The sequence below is a fragment of the Shouchella patagoniensis genome (assembly GCF_002019705.1).
In the GTDB taxonomy this organism is placed as follows: Bacteria; Bacillota; Bacilli; order Bacillales; family Bacillaceae_D; genus Shouchella; species Shouchella patagoniensis.
On sequence record NZ_KV917377.1, the window covers coordinates 3,057,681 to 3,076,246 of the forward strand.

The 18,566-nt window shown below is 39.9% G+C and carries 16 protein-coding genes and 1 pseudogene; 13 read left to right on the plus strand and 4 right to left on the minus strand.

Going from position 1 to position 18,566, the window contains the following annotated elements:
• The first annotated feature begins 11 nt into the window (after positions 1-11).
• The 3 genes from BK584_RS16130 to BK584_RS16140 all read left to right on the plus strand — a co-directional run bounded on the left by BK584_RS16130 (position 12) and on the right by BK584_RS16140 (position 4,958).
• On the plus strand, positions 12-1,367 hold the full coding sequence (locus BK584_RS16130) for a PTS transporter subunit EIIC (RefSeq protein WP_078393514.1): 1,356 nt from the start codon (positions 12-14) through the stop codon (positions 1,365-1,367).
• A 21-nt stretch (positions 1,368-1,388) separates the two neighbouring features.
• Positions 1,389-2,444 carry a DUF871 domain-containing protein gene (locus tag BK584_RS16135; protein ID WP_078393515.1) on the plus strand — a complete coding sequence of 352 codons (1,056 nt, stop codon included), beginning with the start codon at positions 1,389-1,391 and terminating at the stop codon, positions 2,442-2,444.
• A 153-nt stretch (positions 2,445-2,597) separates the two neighbouring features.
• Complete coding sequence (locus tag BK584_RS16140; RefSeq protein ID WP_078393516.1) at positions 2,598-4,958, plus strand: septation ring formation regulator EzrA; 2,361 nt, start codon at positions 2,598-2,600, stop codon at positions 4,956-4,958.
• A 105-nt stretch (positions 4,959-5,063) separates the two neighbouring features.
• Here the strand turns inward: BK584_RS16140 and BK584_RS16145 are convergent, their stop codons facing one another.
• Positions 5,064-5,741: a PspA/IM30 family protein gene (locus BK584_RS16145; protein ID WP_078393517.1), complete on the minus strand. Its 678-nt coding sequence runs from the start codon at positions 5,739-5,741 to the stop codon at positions 5,064-5,066.
• Between the two features lie 154 nt (positions 5,742-5,895).
• Here BK584_RS16145 and BK584_RS16150 point away from each other — a divergent pair, with 154 nt between their 5' ends.
• Together BK584_RS16150 and BK584_RS16155 are read left to right on the plus strand one after the other, a co-directional pair.
• Positions 5,896-6,429, plus strand: a complete 534-nt coding sequence (locus BK584_RS16150) for a 5' nucleotidase, NT5C type (RefSeq protein ID WP_078393518.1) — start codon at positions 5,896-5,898, stop codon at positions 6,427-6,429.
• A 21-nt stretch (positions 6,430-6,450) separates the two neighbouring features.
• Positions 6,451-7,236: pseudogene (locus tag BK584_RS16155) on the plus strand (nucleotidyltransferase domain-containing protein).
• Between the two features lie 47 nt (positions 7,237-7,283).
• Here the strand turns inward: BK584_RS16155 and BK584_RS16160 are convergent.
• Together BK584_RS16160 and BK584_RS16165 are read right to left on the minus strand one after the other, a co-directional pair.
• Positions 7,284-7,607, minus strand: a complete 324-nt coding sequence (locus BK584_RS16160; RefSeq protein ID WP_078393519.1) for a 2Fe-2S iron-sulfur cluster-binding protein — start codon at positions 7,605-7,607, stop codon at positions 7,284-7,286.
• Positions 7,608-7,739: 132 nt separating this feature from the next.
• Positions 7,740-7,928 carry a hypothetical protein gene (locus BK584_RS16165; RefSeq protein WP_078393520.1) on the minus strand — a complete coding sequence of 63 codons (189 nt, stop codon included), beginning with the start codon at positions 7,926-7,928 and terminating at the stop codon, positions 7,740-7,742.
• Between the two features lie 296 nt (positions 7,929-8,224).
• On the opposite strand from BK584_RS16165, the gene glsA reads away from it, so the two are divergent.
• Positions 8,225-9,154, plus strand: a complete 930-nt coding sequence (glsA, locus tag BK584_RS16170) for a glutaminase A (protein WP_078393521.1) — start codon at positions 8,225-8,227, stop codon at positions 9,152-9,154.
• A 107-nt stretch (positions 9,155-9,261) separates the two neighbouring features.
• Positions 9,262-11,403, plus strand: coding sequence for a DEAD/DEAH box helicase (locus tag BK584_RS16175; RefSeq protein WP_078393522.1), 2,142 nt, complete (start codon positions 9,262-9,264; stop codon positions 11,401-11,403).
• A gap of 17 nt (positions 11,404-11,420) precedes the next feature.
• Here BK584_RS16175 and BK584_RS16180 read toward each other — a convergent pair whose 3' ends face one another.
• Positions 11,421-12,338: a phosphotransferase gene (locus BK584_RS16180; RefSeq protein ID WP_078393523.1), complete on the minus strand. Its 918-nt coding sequence runs from the start codon at positions 12,336-12,338 to the stop codon at positions 11,421-11,423.
• A 226-nt stretch (positions 12,339-12,564) separates the two neighbouring features.
• Between BK584_RS16180 and BK584_RS25595 the strand changes: the two genes are divergently transcribed.
• The 6 genes from BK584_RS25595 (at position 12,565) to BK584_RS16205 (ending at position 18,564) form a co-directional block, all read left to right on the plus strand.
• Positions 12,565-12,669 (plus strand): heme-binding protein, encoded by a 105-nt coding sequence (locus tag BK584_RS25595; protein WP_367579298.1) that lies wholly within the window; start codon positions 12,565-12,567, stop codon positions 12,667-12,669.
• A 6-nt stretch (positions 12,670-12,675) separates the two neighbouring features.
• The gene (locus BK584_RS16185; protein WP_367579328.1) at positions 12,676-12,990 is read left to right on the plus strand and encodes a GlcG/HbpS family heme-binding protein; all 315 of its coding nucleotides are present in this window, start codon (positions 12,676-12,678) and stop codon (positions 12,988-12,990) included.
• An 18-nt stretch (positions 12,991-13,008) separates the two neighbouring features.
• On the plus strand, positions 13,009-14,226 hold the full coding sequence (gene fdhA, locus BK584_RS16190) for a formaldehyde dehydrogenase, glutathione-independent (RefSeq protein ID WP_078393524.1): 1,218 nt from the start codon (positions 13,009-13,011) through the stop codon (positions 14,224-14,226).
• 115 nt (positions 14,227-14,341) lie between these two features.
• The gene (locus BK584_RS16195; RefSeq protein WP_245808884.1) at positions 14,342-15,886 is read left to right on the plus strand and encodes a sigma-54 interaction domain-containing protein; all 1,545 of its coding nucleotides are present in this window, start codon (positions 14,342-14,344) and stop codon (positions 15,884-15,886) included.
• 128 nt (positions 15,887-16,014) lie between these two features.
• Positions 16,015-17,172, plus strand: a complete 1,158-nt coding sequence (locus BK584_RS16200) for an iron-containing alcohol dehydrogenase (RefSeq protein ID WP_078393525.1) — start codon at positions 16,015-16,017, stop codon at positions 17,170-17,172.
• A 6-nt stretch (positions 17,173-17,178) separates the two neighbouring features.
• Positions 17,179-18,564 carry a hypothetical protein gene (locus tag BK584_RS16205; protein ID WP_078393526.1) on the plus strand — a complete coding sequence of 462 codons (1,386 nt, stop codon included), beginning with the start codon at positions 17,179-17,181 and terminating at the stop codon, positions 18,562-18,564.
• Positions 18,565-18,566: the final 2 nt, after the last annotated feature.

Genomic DNA, 18,566 nt, shown 5'->3' on the forward strand with positions numbered 1-18,566 from the left:
GGGCGGTTTTGGTGAACAAAGATCAGCGCATGGCTTCTGAGATTCTAAAACATGTTGGTGGAAAAGAAAATATCGAGAGCTTAACAAACTGTATGACACGTGTTCGTATTGCTGCTAAAGACGATGCTCTCGTAAATAAAGATGAATTAAAAAAAATTGATGGGGTCATGGGTGTTGTCGAAGATGACACATGGCAAGTAGTGGTTGGACCGGGAACGGTGAATGTAGTTACAAATGAAATGAAAACCATGATTGGACCTCAAATGGAATTGTCCTTTGAAGAGAAAAGCGCTATAGATCAAGCAGATAGGAAAAAGAAAAACAAGACGCCATTTAAACAATTCTTGCGTAGGCTTGGGAATATCTTTATCCCGTTAATTCCAGGCCTTGTCGCATCAGGAATCATTAATGGTGTCGCTCAATTTATTATTAATACTGGTGTACAGGCAGCGGATCACACGTGGTTACAATTAATGACGATTCTTGGTGGTGGATTATTTACGTACTTAGCCATTATGGTCGGGTGGAATACGGCGAAAGAGTTTGGTGGTACTCCTGTACTTGGAGCAATTGCGGGGATGTTTATTTTTAATCCTGCTCTGGCAGATGTGACGATCTTTGGTGAGGAACTGCAGCCAGGACGAGGCGGTTTGTTTGGAGTGATTTTTGCTGCATGGTTGATGGTTTTCTTTGAGCGGCATATCCGTAAAATCATTCCTCGGTCAGTTGATATTATTTTCACATCACTTTTTACCGTCCTTATTGTAGGTGCCCTCTCTATCTATGCAATTATGCCTGTAGCAGGTGTGCTAGCAGAGGGAATTACATCAGGAATTAATGCAGTTTTAAGTTTTGGAGGTCCGCTTGCTGGCGCATTAATGGCTGGATTTTTCTTGCCGCTTGTCATGGTTGGTCTTCATCATGGACTTACACCAATTCATGCGGAGTTAATTAACGCATTTAGTTTTACAACCTTGCTGCCAATTCTTGCTATGGCTGGCGCCGGTCAAGTAGGTGCTGCGATCGCTATCTTTATAAAAACTCGCAATCAACGCTTGCGTAATGTTATTAAGGGTGGTCTGCCGGTTGGGTTTCTTGGAATTGGTGAACCATTGCTTTATGGTGTCACTTTGCCACTTGGTCGTCCGTTTATTACAGCTAGTATGGGAGCAGCTATTGGAGGCGCTGTGCAAGCAATGTTTGCGACTGGTGCTCTAGGAATAGGAGTTTCTGGATTATCGCTTACACCATTAATCGCAGAAGGAAAGTATTTACAATACTTAATAGGCATAGCGCTTGCTTATGTATTTGGTTTTATTTTTACTTATTTGTTTGGGTTTAAAGATGAAATGGCGAAGGATATATAATCGTTTGGCGGTGATGAAAAGATGAAACTAGGCGTTTCTGTCTATTTGGCTCAACCTTTTTCAGAGCAAGAAACATATTTACAAAAAGTAAAAGCAAATGGGTTCAAAGTACTTTTTACTTCATTGCATATTCCTGAAGACGATGCCTCACTCTATGCGGAACGATTACAGCAAATAGCGATGTTTGCAAAACATCATGATATGGAGCTCGTGTGTGATGTCTCACCTCAGTCACTGGAACATTTAAATATGACGTGGGATGAAGTCAGCGCTCTTAAGGATTGGGGTGTGACAGGCCTGAGGATCGACTATGGGGTTTCTCCAGAAACAATAGCAAAAATTGCAAGGAAGATGGATATTATTTTAAACGCTAGTACGTTACATGATGAAGAAATAGCAGCCTTAAGTAAGGCTGGTGTCGCCCCAAATCATGTAGAGGTATGGCATAATTTCTACCCTCGTCCTGAAACGGGGCTTGCAAGAGATGATTTTCGCCGATTAAATAAGCGTCTGCAAGACTATGGCTATTCGGTTATGGCATTTATTCCTGGAGATGTACCACGAGGACCATTATACAGTAGACTACCTACTTTGGAAGACCATAGAGAATGGTCTCCTTTCGCGGCATTTCTTGATTTGTTTATAGGCGAAGGTGTTGAAACAGTTCTTGTTGGGGATTTGGAACTCTCGGATGAAAGTATTGAACAATTTCGTTTATTTCTAGAAGCTGCCTGCATTTTATTACGGGCAGAAGTGAACCATGATATCACTAACCTGGCAGAAGAACATGTAAATCGTAATGATCAAGCACGTGATGTGCTAAGGTCGGCAGAATCCAGATCTTTGGCTACTTACGGTAAAAGAAATGTAACGCCGGAAAATACTGCTGCTAGGCCCTTGGGAACAATTACGGTTGATAACAACCGTTATGGACGTTATCAAGGCGAGGTACAAATTACAAAAAGTGATTTGCGAGCTGATGAAAGGGTAAATGTGGTAGGGCGAGTTATTAGACAAGACCGACCATTGCTTCAACAAATAAAAGGCGGGCAAAAATGGAAATTTAAATGGATGTAAAAGAAGCAGAGCCCTCTGCTTCTTTTTAATGTGTAGGGAATTAATTGCTTCTTGACATTTTTTGTTGCAAATTCACTTCATGCAAAATGATGGAACTTCTTTCTGAATTGTATCGTATAATTAAGTTAGGAAAGTAAAGGGGAGAGTGGAGAGATGATAAAACGAAAACGAATTTGGTTCGTTGCAGTGATGCTCCTACTGTTGGTTACACTCCTTCCTGCACAAGCAATAGCTGAGGTAGCTGTTGATGATGAGGCGGAGTTTTTTACAGCGGATGAAAGAAACGCAATTGAATCAGAGGGATCTGGTACATATTTTAATTATTACGTGCAAACTTTACCAACAGTAGGGAATCAAGACGTAAGTGAAGCGGGTAATTCTTTGATGGATGAGGTAGCTTCTCAAGGTTACGATTTTAGCATTTTTATTGTTGAAGATACATCGGATATTTATTTAAGCGTAACGAACGGTACCGAAGCCAATGAGTTAATTGAAGGTGATGAGAGTGCAATTATTGAGGAAGCATTTATTCCTGCTGCGGTAAATGGTCAAATGGGACAAGGTGTTACGGATCTGATAAACCATATTGAAAGCTTACAAACAAGCTCATCCGTGGCTGTTTACTGGCTCCTAGGAATTTTTGCAGGTGGTGCAGTTATCATTTTTGTCCTAGTGCTTGTATCAAAGAGTCGAGCGAAAAAGAAACGAGTTGAACAGGCAGAAGAGTTGAAAGGTCGGCAAAAACGCGTATTAGCAGATGTGCTCGAACCATATCACCAGGCGAATGAGCGAAGTGAGTTAAGTAGAGGGAAAACACAGCAGCAGTTTATTGATTTGCAGCAGGAGTTCTTCACACTTTTAACAAATGCTAAGGACCAAGAGCAAGAAATTGATCGTTGGGGCGATCAAGTGAGAGGCATAAAGAAAGATGAATTCATGAAAACACTGCGTCAATTCAATGAGAACGTTGACTCACAAGAAAAAGAGCTCGCAGATAAAACAGAGCGTTTGAAAGTGATGATTGAAGAGGAGATGAAAACAGCCGCACTCATTAAGGAATTAGAGGTGCGTGTTAAAGATGTCCGAAAACATGTAGAAGAAGTGCAACAATCATCTGGTTTACCATTAGGTAAATTATTTCAAGATGTAGAAAACGCGGAAAAGATATTAGGTGAAGTTATAGCAGCAGAAGATGCGTTTGATTTCTTATCCGCTTCAGCATTAGTTGATGGTGGTAAAGATGCGGTCCAATTAACCGAGATCCATGTCTCAATCATTAATACATTAATTGAGAAAAGTAAGTTGGTACATGCACAAGCAGACGAACAAGAAAATACAGTGAAACAGATTGTAGAAGATGAAGGGCTCATGTTGGTTGACGAAGATCCATATGCGTTACTTCAAGGAGCGCGAGATGCTTATCCAAAATTTGAACGGGTTTTGGCAGAAGGTGATGCGGCGCGAGGACAGCAACTTTTTGAGTCTATATCCCAAGCGATAAAGGAAGCAAAAACACGGGTAGAACTTCTTATTCAATACCGTGATCAAACGACTGAGTCTCATAAGAAGTTGATGAACGAATTACCAGGTTTCCAACAACTTGATGGAAGATTTAAGGTTGAATATGAAAAGTTACGTTCCGCATATGCGGTGATTCATTGGGATGGGTTAAGCGAGGCTTATGAAGAATTACAAGAAATCGCTACTGAAGTTGCTAGAAAACTTCCAACCATCTCTACATTAATCGATTCAAATAAGCAGCAGTATAAGCAAGCTTACTCGGAGATGGAAGATGTACTTTCTCGTTTTGAAACAATGAATACATTGTTTAACAAGTGCTTTCATACGTACGAAACACTTGAGAAAAAGAAAAGCGATTTGAAAAAGAAGTTGAGCAGCTTGAGACAAGAACTTCAAGAGATTGAGAAAGAGGCTCGCCAACAGTATCTTTCCATCAGAACAGCGGACTCCTCACAAGTGGAACGCTCTATCAAATCGGTAGAGCAGTTGATGAACAAATCCCCAATTGATTTGCAGGCAAGTGAAAAACAATTGCAAGAAACAAATCAAATGATTAATCGATTACGTGCGGAAATTGACCGTTTAATTAAAGACAAAAAGCAAATAGAACGAGAGTGGCAAGATGTAGCATCCTCTTACCAGCAGGTTGCTCGAAAATTGACACTAAGTTTCAGTGGCTCCTCTTTTAAACGAAGATTTGAATCTGCTGAAAAGAACGTTAAACAATATTTGCACGAAGGTGCATATGATCACGCAAGACAAGAAATCGATATTGCTCGTCGAGTCATTGATGAGATGCGCCAAGAGGAAAGAAGAATGGCACAAAGCGCTCAATCTGCTGCGACAAGGCACACGATTCGAAATGTTGGTAGAGGTGGAGGCTTTGGCTCTGGTGGTTCTTCACGTGGTGGCTCCCGCGGTGGAGGGAGTAGTTTTAAAGGCCGAGGCGGAGGAAGTAGTTTTAAAGGTAGAGGTGGCGGACGTAAGTTTTAGTCATAACTGAAAGTGGTGAAAGACGACCTAAATCAAATGGGTCGTCTTTTCGTTCATACCTAAAAACATCCTACCGTCCTCTGAAAGAATGGTAGGATAATGATGTTATTCGCTTTTTTGATTAAGTTTCGCTTTTAATGCTGCAAGCTCATCATCAACGCCACTGCTACGGTCAAGTGCTGCAAGCTCATCGTCTAGAGATTTGTTTGCACTACGCAATTCTCCGGACGCATCTGCTTCTGCTTCCTGACGCATGACTTTTTCTTCCATTCGGCTAAAACCGCCTTTTGCACCACTAGAGCCAATGGTAGACATGGATTCATTTACTTTTGAACGAGCTTTTGCGCTTTCAGAACGAGCTTTCAACGAATCTTTTTTCATATTCATATCGCGAAATTCATCTTTCATTTCTCGTAATTTCTCTTTTAACTCCTCTGATAAACGAGCAGCCTCATCATGTGCTTCTTTAAGTGAGTCGCGTTGACTTTGTTGTTTGTTTTTGTCTTCCAATACGCGTCGAGCTAAATCCTCGTCGCCTGATTCAAGTGCTTTCATTGCTTGTTCTTCTCGCTTGGCTACAAGTTCAGCTGATTCATCGTATTGTTTCTTTAGGAGTTTGTCATTTGCTAATTGTTTAGCAACAGCCGCTTCAACCTCCGCAATATCTTTTTCCATGTCTAAAATGTATTGATCCAACATTTTGCTAGGATCCTCTGCCTTATTAAGCATTGAATTTAATTCAGATGAGACAACGGTACGAACACGATTAAAAAATCGAAACATAATCTTTTCCTCCCCAATTTACATGCATTATTTAACGATACCATATTGTAAAACTGATTGTTATACTTACGAACCAAAATGAGAAAAGGTTTCTAATTATTTCTTTCATCGACTCGTGTTATGCTAAATATAGAGAAACCGATGGAGGGACATAATGATGAAAAAGCGAATTGCAATAGATATGGATGAAGTGATGGCTGATTTTAATAAAAAACATCTAACATTGTTTAATGCGGATTATGGAGAGCAGCTGACAATTGAAGATTTACATGGGAAGAAACTACGTGAATTACGACCAGAACTAGAAAAAGAAATTAGGAGTTACATGAAGGATCCAACTTACTTTAGGGATCTTGAAGTAATGAAAGATAGCCAGGAAGTAATACAAGAATTAAGCGAGAGGTATGAAGTTTATATTGCAACTGCGGCTATGCACTTTCCAACTTCTTTTACTGCTAAATATGAGTGGTTGCAAGAACATTTCCCATTTTTAAATGATCAACATTTTGTTTTTTGTGGTGATAAAAGTGTGATAAAAGCTGACTATTTAATTGATGATAATTTATGGCAACTAGAACGGTTTACAGGAGAAGGGCTGTTATATACGGCCCCTCATAATATTCAAGCAACCGGTTATACGCGTGTGAACAATTGGCAGGATGTAAGAGCTTATTTTCTGGAGAAATAACTATATACAAGGGGCGAAGGTATGGAAGAAGCGATTAAAAAAGAGTTAAAAGCAATTGAGCATCATTACCATGTTAAAATCATTTATGCTTGTGAGTCAGGCAGTAGGGCATGGGGCTTCCCATCTGTGGATAGTGACTACGATGTTCGCTTCATTTATTTCCATAAGCCAGAACATTATTTATCGATTGACCCAATAGGTATTGGCAAAAACCGCGATGTAATTGCAGTGCCAATAAACAAAGATCTTGATATTTCTGGTTGGGATTTTACGAAAGCGGCGAAATTGTTAAGAAAATCAAACCCACCCTTACTTGAATGGCTTCAATCAGATATTGTTTATTATGAATTTAGCTCAGTAGCAGCATAGTTACGAAATATAAAGGCAGAGATGGTATCACCAAAGTCTTGTATTCACCATTACTTAAATATGGCAAACAATAATTATCGTGAGTATTTGCAAGGAGAGGTCGTTCGAATAAAAAAACACTTTTATGTGCTTCGACCTATTTTAGCAGCGACATGGATGATGAGGTATAATACATTTCCACCTCTCTCATTTCAAACGCTGGTCAATCAGCTTATTCCAAAAGGCGAGTTAAGGCAACAAATTAATCAGTTACTGGAGGGGAAAATGAGTGGGATGGAACTAGATTTGGAGAAAAGGATTTCCGTATTTCATACCTACTTTGATGAGGCGTTTGAAGAATTAGAGAAATATGCACATTCGGTCGATGAAAAGAAAGTAGACTCGACAGAGAAACTTAATTGTATGTTTCGAAGTGCTTTAAAAGAAGTATGGAATTAAATAAATTAAAGGAGGCTGTGTTAGACAGACACAGCCTCCTTTTTTTATCATTCTTCCGGTCGTTTTCCTGGATCCATTTGTTCACTTGTAGCAGTGCGCAACGGTTTTACTTTTAGATCATTCGTTACACGGATTTGACATGACAAGCGCATGTTGTCGTCTTCAATTCCTTTCTTTTCCCGGGCGCCAGCTTCAGCTTCACCAATCGGTCCTGCATCCCCATCGATGACTTCGCACAGGCAGGTTGTGCAACGAGCATTTCCGCCACAACGGTGAAGAATGTCTACTCCGTTGTCTTCAAGAGCAAGTACGAGTTTTTTTCCACTTTCAACTGTAAATGAATGATAACCTTCAGCGTGAATCGTAGGCATAGTTCATAAACTCCCCTTTATGAATCAATTATGTATCTGCTTTAAGTTTAGCATGAATTGTTTTCTACTGGAAAAATAAAAAGAACAACATTTATATGCTGTTCTTTATGTATAGAATTCGTTCTATCATAGTTATTCTAAACCATAGTGAACGAGGAGTTGGGTCTCCAAATGTTCTGCCTGATCAAAACTAAGGCTGCTTCGTTTGCTTCTTACATAATCTTCAATTGCGCGTAGATAGGCAGATAGCTCGCTAGTCGCGGTTGGTAGAAACCTCTCTGCTCTCTTTTCAACAGCTTTTATATCTTCTTGTGAATACACGGCAGTCGCCCCCTAATTACGTTTTTCTTTTAATTAAGTGTACTGAAAAAATTCTCCCATATCTATTAAAGATTTGATAAAGAGTTAGTGAAACTGTCTTAACAAATAGGAATTAGTGTGGGAATTACCATGATTTGGTTTTGTTTGGTAATAGAATTTGACCATTTATTGACTACCGCTCCTTAAAAGGGGTGGTGGTTTGTTTTCGTTTCAAAAAGGAAATGGAAAGGGGGAGTATTGTGCATACTCTATAAGAGAAGATTACACTCAAACGGGGATTTAAGAGGAGGTTGCTTATGTTATGTCGGTCTAGTGATGAACTTCAGCTCTTGGTTAATCAAGCGAAGGATGTAACGGGCCAAGGAAGTGTAGCTGATTACATACCTGCTTTGGCGCATGCAGAGCAAGAAAAAGTTTCAGTCGCTCTTTATTATCCGGATGGAAGATTGTTTTCTGCAGGTGATACGCAAGAGAACTTTACACTACAAAGCATTTCGAAGGTTCTTTCCCTTGCTTTGGCATTAATTGATAAAGGGGAGGAGCATGTTTTTAATTGGGTAGGAAAGGAACCGACTGGTGACCCTTTTAATTCCATTGCAAAGTTAGAGACAAATAGCCCTTCTAAGCCGTTAAATCCAATGATTAATGCTGGTGCACTCGCGGTTACGCATATGATTGAAGGAGCATCTGTTGGAGAGAGGTTGGAACGTCTGCTTGAGTTTATCCGTTGTTTGGCAAATAACGAAAAGATTGCCTATAACGAGGAAATTGCCAAATCGGAATATGAAACAGCGGACTTAAATCGCTCACTTGCATTTTATATGAAACAGCATGGCGTTATTAATGAAGGGGTAGAAGAATTAATGGATCTTTACACAAAACAATGTGCGATTGAGATGAATTGTATGGATTTAGCACGAATTGGGTGTGTATTCGCGATGGACGGTCGTGATCCAGAAACAGATGAACAGCTTTTACCAATTGATGTTGCGCGTATTTGTAAAACATTCATGGTGACGTGTGGGATGTATAATGCTTCAGGAGAGTTTGCGATTAACGTGGGAATTCCTGCGAAAAGTGGCGTTTCGGGTGGGATAATGGGATCCATTCCAAAGAAGTGTGGTATTGGTATTTATGGACCATCATTAGATGACAAAGGAAATTCAATTGCTGGAATGAAATTGCTTGAGATGATGTCAAAACAGTACTCGTTAAGTATGTTTTAATGATATGAGGGTAGCAGGAAGTGAGTATGATTCCTGCTTTTTCATGTTTCACTCTGGTCCTACCTAACGTATAATCAATAGGCGATGTATAAGGAGCAGAGTAACGTATGTCTAAAATCGAAAAAACGATAAATGCAATTAAATTAGAAGTCTTGGAAAGAAAAAACAAACGTATGACAGTTAAGTTACGTACATTTTTAATGCGCATGGGATATAAACGACGCACGCCTCAACTAGTTGCCAAAGTAGATCAACAGCTAAGTCGCGCTGGCTTGATTGCTTATACTACAAAACGAAATAAACAATGGCATGAATTAAAAATGGAAGAATGGGTGACTTTTGCTGGCAAGGAAACAAGGAAAGAGCAAAATGACAAGTTTATTAGGTATGTAGTGGTGAGAGAAGGCAACAATCCCATTTCATTGTTTGCTCATCAAGAAGATGCGATTGATGCATTAAATAAAGCTGTGCATAAACGATTTGCTGGTATCATTGCGATTCCAACAGGTGGAGGAAAAACAATGACAGCTGTCAGGTGGCTTCTCTCTTTTGCAGTTAAAAGGAAGAAAAAAGTACTGTGGCTCGCACATCGTCATGAACTACTTGAGCAAGCGTTCTATGCATTTAAGCAGCAGGCTTATCGTGAACAACTGAATGGACGCAACGCTTTCCAATGCCGGGTTGTTTCTGGACATGTGGATCATGGTCATGCACTCGGAGTAAGTCCGTTAGATGATGTCGTTATTGCAAGCAAAGATAGCTTAAACAGTGGAATCGACCGTTTTCTATTAAATTGGTTAAATGAAGACGAAGAAGTAGTAATTGTTATTGATGAAGCTCATCATGCGACCGCAAGAACGTATAAACATATTATTGATGCAATGAAATTATATAGTCGTCCAATACTGTTAGGCTTAACAGCAACACCGTTCCGTACAGTTGAGACAGAGCAAGGGCTGTTAAAGAAACTATTCAGGGATGATATCGTTTATCAAATTGATCTCAGAACTCTAATTGCTAGAGGAATATTAGCAAAACCAATTTTTAAAGAGTTACAAACAAAGCTTGATCAAGCTGCAGGTTTAACAACTCAGGAGCTGCAAAGCATTAAATCATTGGACATCTTGCCTGATCATATCGCGAAGCATCTTGCAGATAATAGCAGGCGAAATCAACTTATTGTAGACGAATACGCAATGAATGACACTCGATACGGTAAAACCCTCGTCTTTGCAATCAATCGAAATCATGCAGTGATTTTAAATGAACTTTTCCAAAGAAGGGGCTTTCGGACGGACTATATCATCTCTAAGAGTGGAAAAACAAATGAAGAGAATCGCGGACGAATTGGCTCATTTAAGAGAGGGGAACTTGATGTCTTAATCAATGTAAATATGCTTACGGAAGGGACCGACTTACCCGATGTAAAAACCGTTTTCTTAACACGTCCGACCACCTCGCGAATCTTAATGACGCAAATGATTGGCAGGGCACTACGCGGTGGCGAAGCTGGAGGAACGAATCAAGCCTATATTGTGACATTTACTGATGACTGGAAAGAGACGATTGCTTGGGTCAATCCACGAAAGTTATATAAAGATGAGGCTGCGGATACAGTCAAAACGACGAGTCGAAAAAATCTTAATAACAAGAGTTTAATTTCAATGCGGAGGAGTGAACAAGCCTTGTATGGAGTGGGAACTGCTCAACAAGAGTCTTTAGTGGAACGCATTCCATTTTTTCAGACTGTCCCGACTGGAATTTATTCTTTTTCTGACCCTGCGATGAATGAACGGAGTATAGATATTCTTGTTTATGACCAATTGGAAGAGAGTTATAAAGACTTTGTAGCAGCTCTTCCTACCCTCGCTTTATTAGGTGAACAAGAAGCAATTAGACAAGCAGAGAACATCCAATTTAAAAACAGTAAAGGTCACCTTGGATATAATCGAGCAGATTTAGTTAAGTTGCTTCATTACTATCAAGCAACTGCAGATAAACCATCTCTGCTCTTATTTGAGGATAGAGAGAAGTTGAACCTTCAGGAAGTTGCTGAAGAGATTTATAGACAAGAACTTGGTGGAGAAAAGAAAAAAGCATATATTGACCAACTATGGAATGAAGAAACCAATTTCTATGCAGTCTATTTTGGCTTTAATAAGCTCCATTTTCGAAAAAGGTTAGAAACGGAATTGTTACGGATTGAAGAGCCAGGGCTATATGACGAAGGTTGGAAAAGGCGCAAGTAACTGGGCGCCTTTTTTTATTAGAGGGGATAGTCATCTAAACAAAACAAAGTATCAACAAGACTCTCAAATAACGATCTTTGGGAAGGGTTCATCCAATCTTCTGGAACATCAGCCATTAGCCACATCACTTCATCTAAAAAGACATGTTCGATCGACTGTTGCCAGTGCATAGATTCTTTTTCAGTCAGGATGACATAGGGGGAATATCCTTTCATAAATAACGCCCATTCGTTAGTTGTAAATACCCTATTAGGGGCTGAGGACATTTCATTATGAAATAAGAGCAAACAGAGAGCAAGGTCAAAAGTTCTAGGAATCCAAGCTGCGTTATCTGGATCAATTAAGTACGGTTCTGGTGTAAAGATTAAGTTATTTGCTTTGTAATCATGAGGAGTAGCAACATGGGGTAATCCTATGTCTTTTATCGTTTCCTGTTGATTAACAATTTGAATCAATTTTTCGTTTAAACGAGACGTATGAATAGCTACATCGTGTTGCTTAGTGAGATTAGTAATGTTTCTAATGCTATCCTCTACTTCAGAATCGTAAAAGTCATATACATCATATGGTTTTAATTGGTATGTATTAACTGAAGGAGATAATGCGTGAATTTGTCCCAAAAGTGCACCAGCTGCTTGGATCTGTTCAGGTTCTCCTATATATACATCGCCATCAATAAATGGATATACAACATAAATATCATTTTGAACTTGTTTTGGATTTGGGCTTATTCCTTTTACTGGAGTAACAACAGAAACGTCATTTGCGGCGAGCATGCTCGTATATTCCATTAATCGTTGCGCGAAAAGCAAGGGGCGTTGGGTACGCTTGGCTATATAATTGTCTACATGATAAACGGGCGAAAATGGGTATATGCTAGTAGGCTCTTCTTTAGAATATATTCCGAAGGACTTTAAGATGGTTTTTACACTCATGGTTACCTCCATAAAGATATCTGATTTATTTGATTATATTAATTGTATCAACAGAAGAGAAAGATGGCAATCATTGGATAACAAGTGAGATTGTTTGTGTTTACGAAATGCTTTTAAAAAAATGATCGATTTAAATTTAATAAAAATTATGTGTTTTAAAAGTGATAAGTAGGTTATAGAGGAAATAGAAATCGTTTTCAAATCAAATAAGAAAGGTGTGTTGAGAATGGAGCTTAATTTGCACATGGCGAAACAGCTTATTGCAGCTGCTGAAGCAGAGGCCGAAAGTGTTGGTGTGAAAATGGTCATTTCTATTGTTGATAGCGGTTGAAACTTAATTGCCGTTCATAGGATGGATGATGCTTGGCTCGCAAGTGTTGATATTTCTCAGAATAAAGCATGGACCGCAGTTGCTTTGAAAACGGAAACGAAAGCATTGGAAGAACCTACTGTTCCAAATGCAGAATTGTATGGATTAAACACAACAAATAATGGACGAATTGTCGTATTTGGTGGTGGGATTCCTCTTAAAAATGGAGATAAAGTGATCGGTGCAATTGGCGTGAGTGGAAGTAGTGTGGATGACGATGTCATGGTTGCTCAAGCTGGTGCTCATGCATTTGAAGAGTTAGTTACAAGTCAAAATACGTAGAAGTAGGAGGGGTTCTTAATGGTTGGTAATCGTGGAGTTGTTTATATGGGTAAGAAAGGGGTCGAGATTCAAGATATCAATTACCCTGACCTTGTTTTAAAAGATGGTCCAGGTGTTCCAGCTTCAAATGTTGGTCGAAAATGCGAGCACGGCGTTATCTTAAAAGTGGTCACCACAAACATCTGCGGCAGTGATCAGCATATGGTTCGTGGCCGAACGACAGCTCCTGAAGGGTTGGTACTTGGACATGAAATAACTGGCGAAGTTATTGAAGTAGGTAGGGATGTTGAATTTATTAAAAAAGGTGATCTTGTATCAGTCCCATTTAATATTGCCTGCGGACGGTGTGTGATGTGCCAAGAACAAAAAACACATATTTGTTTAAATGTTAATCCAGATCGTCCAGGTTCGGCTTATGGCTATGTAGATATGGGTGGTTGGGTCGGCGGTCAATCGGAGTATGTTATGGTCCCTTATGCTGATTTTCAGTTGCTGGTTTTTCCGAACAAAGAAAAGGCAATGGAAAAAATTCTTGATTTAACGATGCTTTCGGATATTTTTCCTACAGGGTTCCATGGTGCTTATACGGCAGGTGTGCAAATTGGATCAACGGTGTATGTGGCGGGTGCTGGTCCTGTTGGTTTAGCGGCAGCACATTCAGCTCAATTGCTTGGTGCTTCTACAGTCATTGTTGGAGATATGAATGAAGAAAGATTGCAGCAAGCGAAGAGTTTTGGTTGTGAAACAGTCAATTTACAAAAGCATGATCGCTTAGGTGAACAAATTGAACAAATACTTGGTGTACCTGAAGTAGATTCTTCAATCGACGCAGTAGGATTTGAAGCGACTGGACATGGTGAAGGTGCGGAGGAACAACCAGCAGTAGTATTAAATACGATAATGGAGGTTACTCAAGCAGGCGGAAAGTTAGGAATTCCAGGACTCTATGTCACAGAAGATCCAGGAGCTACAGATAAGGATGCACAAACAGGTTCCTTGAAAGTGCGATTCGGACAAGGGTGGGCAAAGGCACATACATTTGTTACAGGGCAAACTCCAGCGATGCAATACAATCGACAGTTAATGAAATTGATTCTATCTGGGAATGCCCAAATCGCAAAGGCTGTTAACGCGACAGTTATTTCCCTTGATGAAGCTCCTAATGGATATAGTGATTTTGACGGGGGAGCAGCGAAAAAGTTTGTGATTGATCCACATGGCATGTTGAAAAAATAAATGATTAAGGTGAGGGTAATGGATTTCCCTCGCTTTTTTATATGTAGGGGCAGAAGATTAGACTGGTTGTTTTCAGTTAATTCTCCTACAATGATTAAAGAGAGGAGAGGAGCGAGTGTTGAAAGGAACCGATTCTTTAGCGATTGCACTAGTTGCTATGACAAAAGCAAATTGCATGTATATGGAAGTCTTTAATCAATCGAATAAGCGTATCGGGACAGCTATACTAGGTGAAATCAGACAAGCAATTCAATCTGGTTTTGCAGATATGCCGGTTGAAACATTTTTACTGCAAAAACCGCAACTACATATGCAAGATCAATTTCAATCTTTTTTAGAGAGTGACATGTTTGCGGTGTTAGTGGATTCGTTATATGACGGATTATATGTAACAGATGGTATTGGGATTACCTTAAAAGTGAATAAAGCATATGAACGTATAACGGGTATACAAGCAAAACAAATTATTGGTATGCATATGCGTGATATGGAAAAATTAGGTTACATATCAAGGTCGATCTCTTTGGAAGTCATTAAACAAAAGCAAGCCATAACAAGAATGCAGCGGCTTGCTAATGGGCGCAATGCGATGGTTTCTGGGACACCGGCGTTTAATAAAGATGGTGAACTACTATTTGTTGTTAGTGTCGTTCGTGATATGACCGATCTATTAGCGATGCAAGCAGAACTTGAGGATTTAAAAGAGTGGCAGGCAGAGATTGATCATCATGTATCGGCTGGAAAAGGGGCTACCATCGTTGCAGAAGATGTGGAAACGGTTTCCTTTCTGAAAACGGCCAAGCGGGTAGCGCAGACAACTGCAACAGTATGTTTACTTGGTGAAAGTGGTGTAGGAAAAACAAGAGTAGCGGCATTTATTCATGAGCATTCATTGCGAAAAGAGCATCCATTTGTCGTTGTAAATTGTGGTGCGCTCAGTGAAGCGTTGATTGAATCTGAATTGTTTGGGTATGCTCCAGGAGCTTTTACCGGAGCGCTTGCAAAAGGGAAGAAAGGACTTATAGAAGTAGCGAATGGTGGAACATTGTTCTTGGATGAAATTGGAGAGTTACCACTTTTATTACAAACGCGGTTATTAAAAGTAATAGATGAACTTCGTTATACACCAGTTGGATCAACGGAACTAAAGGAGGTGAACGTACGAATTATTGCAGCTACAAATCAGTCGCTACAAGAGTTGGTTGAATTAGGGAAGTTGCGAGAAGACTTGTACTACCGTTTAGCGGTGGTTCCAATGACGATTAAACCATTAAGAGAACGTCCGAAAGAAGTGAAACGGTTAATTCATTTATTTTTAAATGAATTTAATGAGCGCCACAATCGACAAATTCAGTTAAGTAAAGACGTCGTTCATGTTTTGGAATGGTACCACTGGCCAGGGAATATTAGAGAATTAAAAAATGCTATTGAATGTATTGTTGCGACTTCTATGAATGTATTGGTGGGTATGGATCAGCTGCCGACACACATTCTCCATAAGAAATCAAATCCAAAGCGAACATTAAAAGAAGCTGTTCAAACGTTAGAGGAGAGACTAATTGAAAAAGCAATGATGGAGCATGGAAACACTAGAGCTGCTGCGCAAGCCTTAGGAATAAGCCAATCGACACTTGTGACAAAACGAAATAAGAGGGAGTGATTGATATTTTAATCGTTTGATCAAAAAATAAATCGATTGATGGATCTAAACCGCATAAGTAAGCGCTTTTTGAATTGGCACAGTTTTTGCTTGTCCCTATAGTAACAAATGAAATAGGAGGCAAAAAAATGAGTGTACAAACTTTTAAAAGCGCTTACAAGATTTTGACGGGAGCAGGGGCAACAGCCCAATTAGGAGACGAGGCCCTGAGGCTAGGTATGAAGAATCCATTAATAGTAAGTGATAAAATAATTGATCATGCAGGGTTAATCAAGGAGATATCAAGTGTATTAGCTGGGACTTCTTATGGACAGTTTTTAGATGTACAGCCAGAGCCAGCATTTTCTGTAGTAGAGGATTGCAAAAAAGCGTTTGTGGATGGGCAATATGATGGATTTATTGCAATTGGGGGAGGAAGTGCTATTGACACGGCAAAGGCAGCCTCTGTTTATGCTACTTACGACGGTGATCTTGCTGACTTTATCGGCACAGATTTAGTTCCTAAAAAGGGGGCACCACTAATTGCGATTCCAACAACCGCGGGAACTGGATCAGAAGTGACAAATATCGCGATTTTGTCTGATAAAAAGGCGCAGTTAAAAAAAGGAATAGCAAGCGATTATTTATTGCCAGACGTTGCAATTGTCTCTCCGGATATGACTCGGACAGCGCCACCAAGCGTCACAGCATCTAGTGGTATTGATGCACTTGTTCATGCGATCGAAGCTTATTTATCTGTTCATGCGTCACCAGTTACTGATTCCTTAGCGCTGCGTGCAATGGAAATGATTGCAAGAAGCTTGCCAATCGCATATGCAAATCCGGACAACTTAGAAGCGAGAGAAGAGATGGCAACTGCAAGTTTAATGGCAGGAATGGCGTTTGGTAATGCTGGAGTTGGTGCGGTCCACGCTCTTGCTTATCCCCTTGGTGGTCGTTTTAATATGGCGCATGGAGTGAGCAATGCTTTGCTTTTACCTTTTGTTATGAAAGCAAATAAGATTGCTTGTATCGAGCGATTAGGGGATGTGGCTGTTGCTCTTGGTGAAAGGACTGCGAAATTGAGCGCAAATGATGCAGCTGATTCTGCAATTTCTGTTATGACACGTTTGTGTATGCAAGTGAATATTCCAAACAGTTTAAAGTCATTTGGGATTGAACGTGATGATTTAAGTTCCATGGCTGATGACGCGATTTTAATAGACCGCTTATTAAAAAACAATCCCCGTAAGTTGACTCGTGATGAGATTTATTCGATTTACGAAGATGCTTTCGAAGGGCGGTAATAAGAGATGAAGTGGAGAGAGCGGCAATATGGCCAAGAAACACCGTATGTTCCTCTTGGGCCATTTAAACTTCGAGTTCCATTCGTCCATTATCGGTTTGAGTGGCCGGATTATGTTCAAGGACTCCTCATGTGCGCAGTTGACCTTGCAGCAATCCCGCTTCTTATGGAATTGTTAGGCATGCCGTTTGAAGCGGCTCTTGCTGTAGTTATATTAAATGGTCTTTTCTACTTGACGCATCATTTGTTAGGCGACCCAGTTGTTCCAGGTTGGATTACACCAGCTATACCATTAATTATGATTTATGTGTCTGCTTTTCCAGAGGATCAGAAAGTCCATGCGCTCATTGCTTTTCAACTCACATTAGGTTTGCTGTCGATTATTTTAGGAATGACAGGTTTAGCTAGCAAAGTCGTTCGATTTGTTCCTAGTGCGATCAAATCGGGCGTTATTCTTGGAGCAGGAATTATCGCTGTCATTACTATTTTTGAAGTAGGAGGTCGATTTGAATCATTTCCGTGGACAATCTCAATAGCGATCGGAATAGGCTTCTACTTGATGTTTTCAAAGCATTTTCAACACTTAAAAGGAAATGGCGGGTTGTATGGTTTAATTGGCAAGCTAGGTATTTTACCTATCATTTTGCTAGCTGTAGTTGTTGCACCTTTATTTGGAGAGGCGCCTTGGCCAGCAATTGAATGGGGTTTTTCTAAACCTGATTTCATTACGTTGTGGAATGAATATACGTTATTTGGAGTTGGTTTTCCGCCACTAATGATGTTCATCACTTGTTTGCCGACTGTTTTTGCTGTCTATCTCGTTTTATTTGGAGATATTCTTCAAGCAAAGGCGATTTTAAAAGAAGCGGATGGTATTCGCCAAGATGAAAAAATAGACTATAACCCAAACCGTGCTCATTTAATTTTTGGTGGACGCAATACAATTATGAGCATTATCGGACCAGATGTGACAATGGCTGGCCCAACTTGGGCGGCGATGCAAGTAGTCATTACGGAAAGATTTAAGGAAGGGAAAAAATCGATGCATTCGATTTTTGGAGGAATGGGTTCATTTCGCTTAGGTACGAATACGGGCTTATTGCTCTTACCAATTGTCAGTTTGGTTGAACCAATCCTTGGTGTTGCGATGGCGTTAACATTATTGATTCAAGGATACGTCAGCGTGCGAATTGGCATCTTGGAAGCAAAAAGTCAACGAGACTTAGGCATAGCAGGAATTGTGGCCGCCATTCTTGCAGTAAAAGGAGCTGCTTGGGCATTTGCTGTTGGTGTCATTCTTTGCTTGCTTATTTATGGCAAACAATTTTTTAATGGAGAGAACGATCAGACGTTTACAAAAGACGTTGATAAAGATGAAAAAAGGAGTGCTTAATT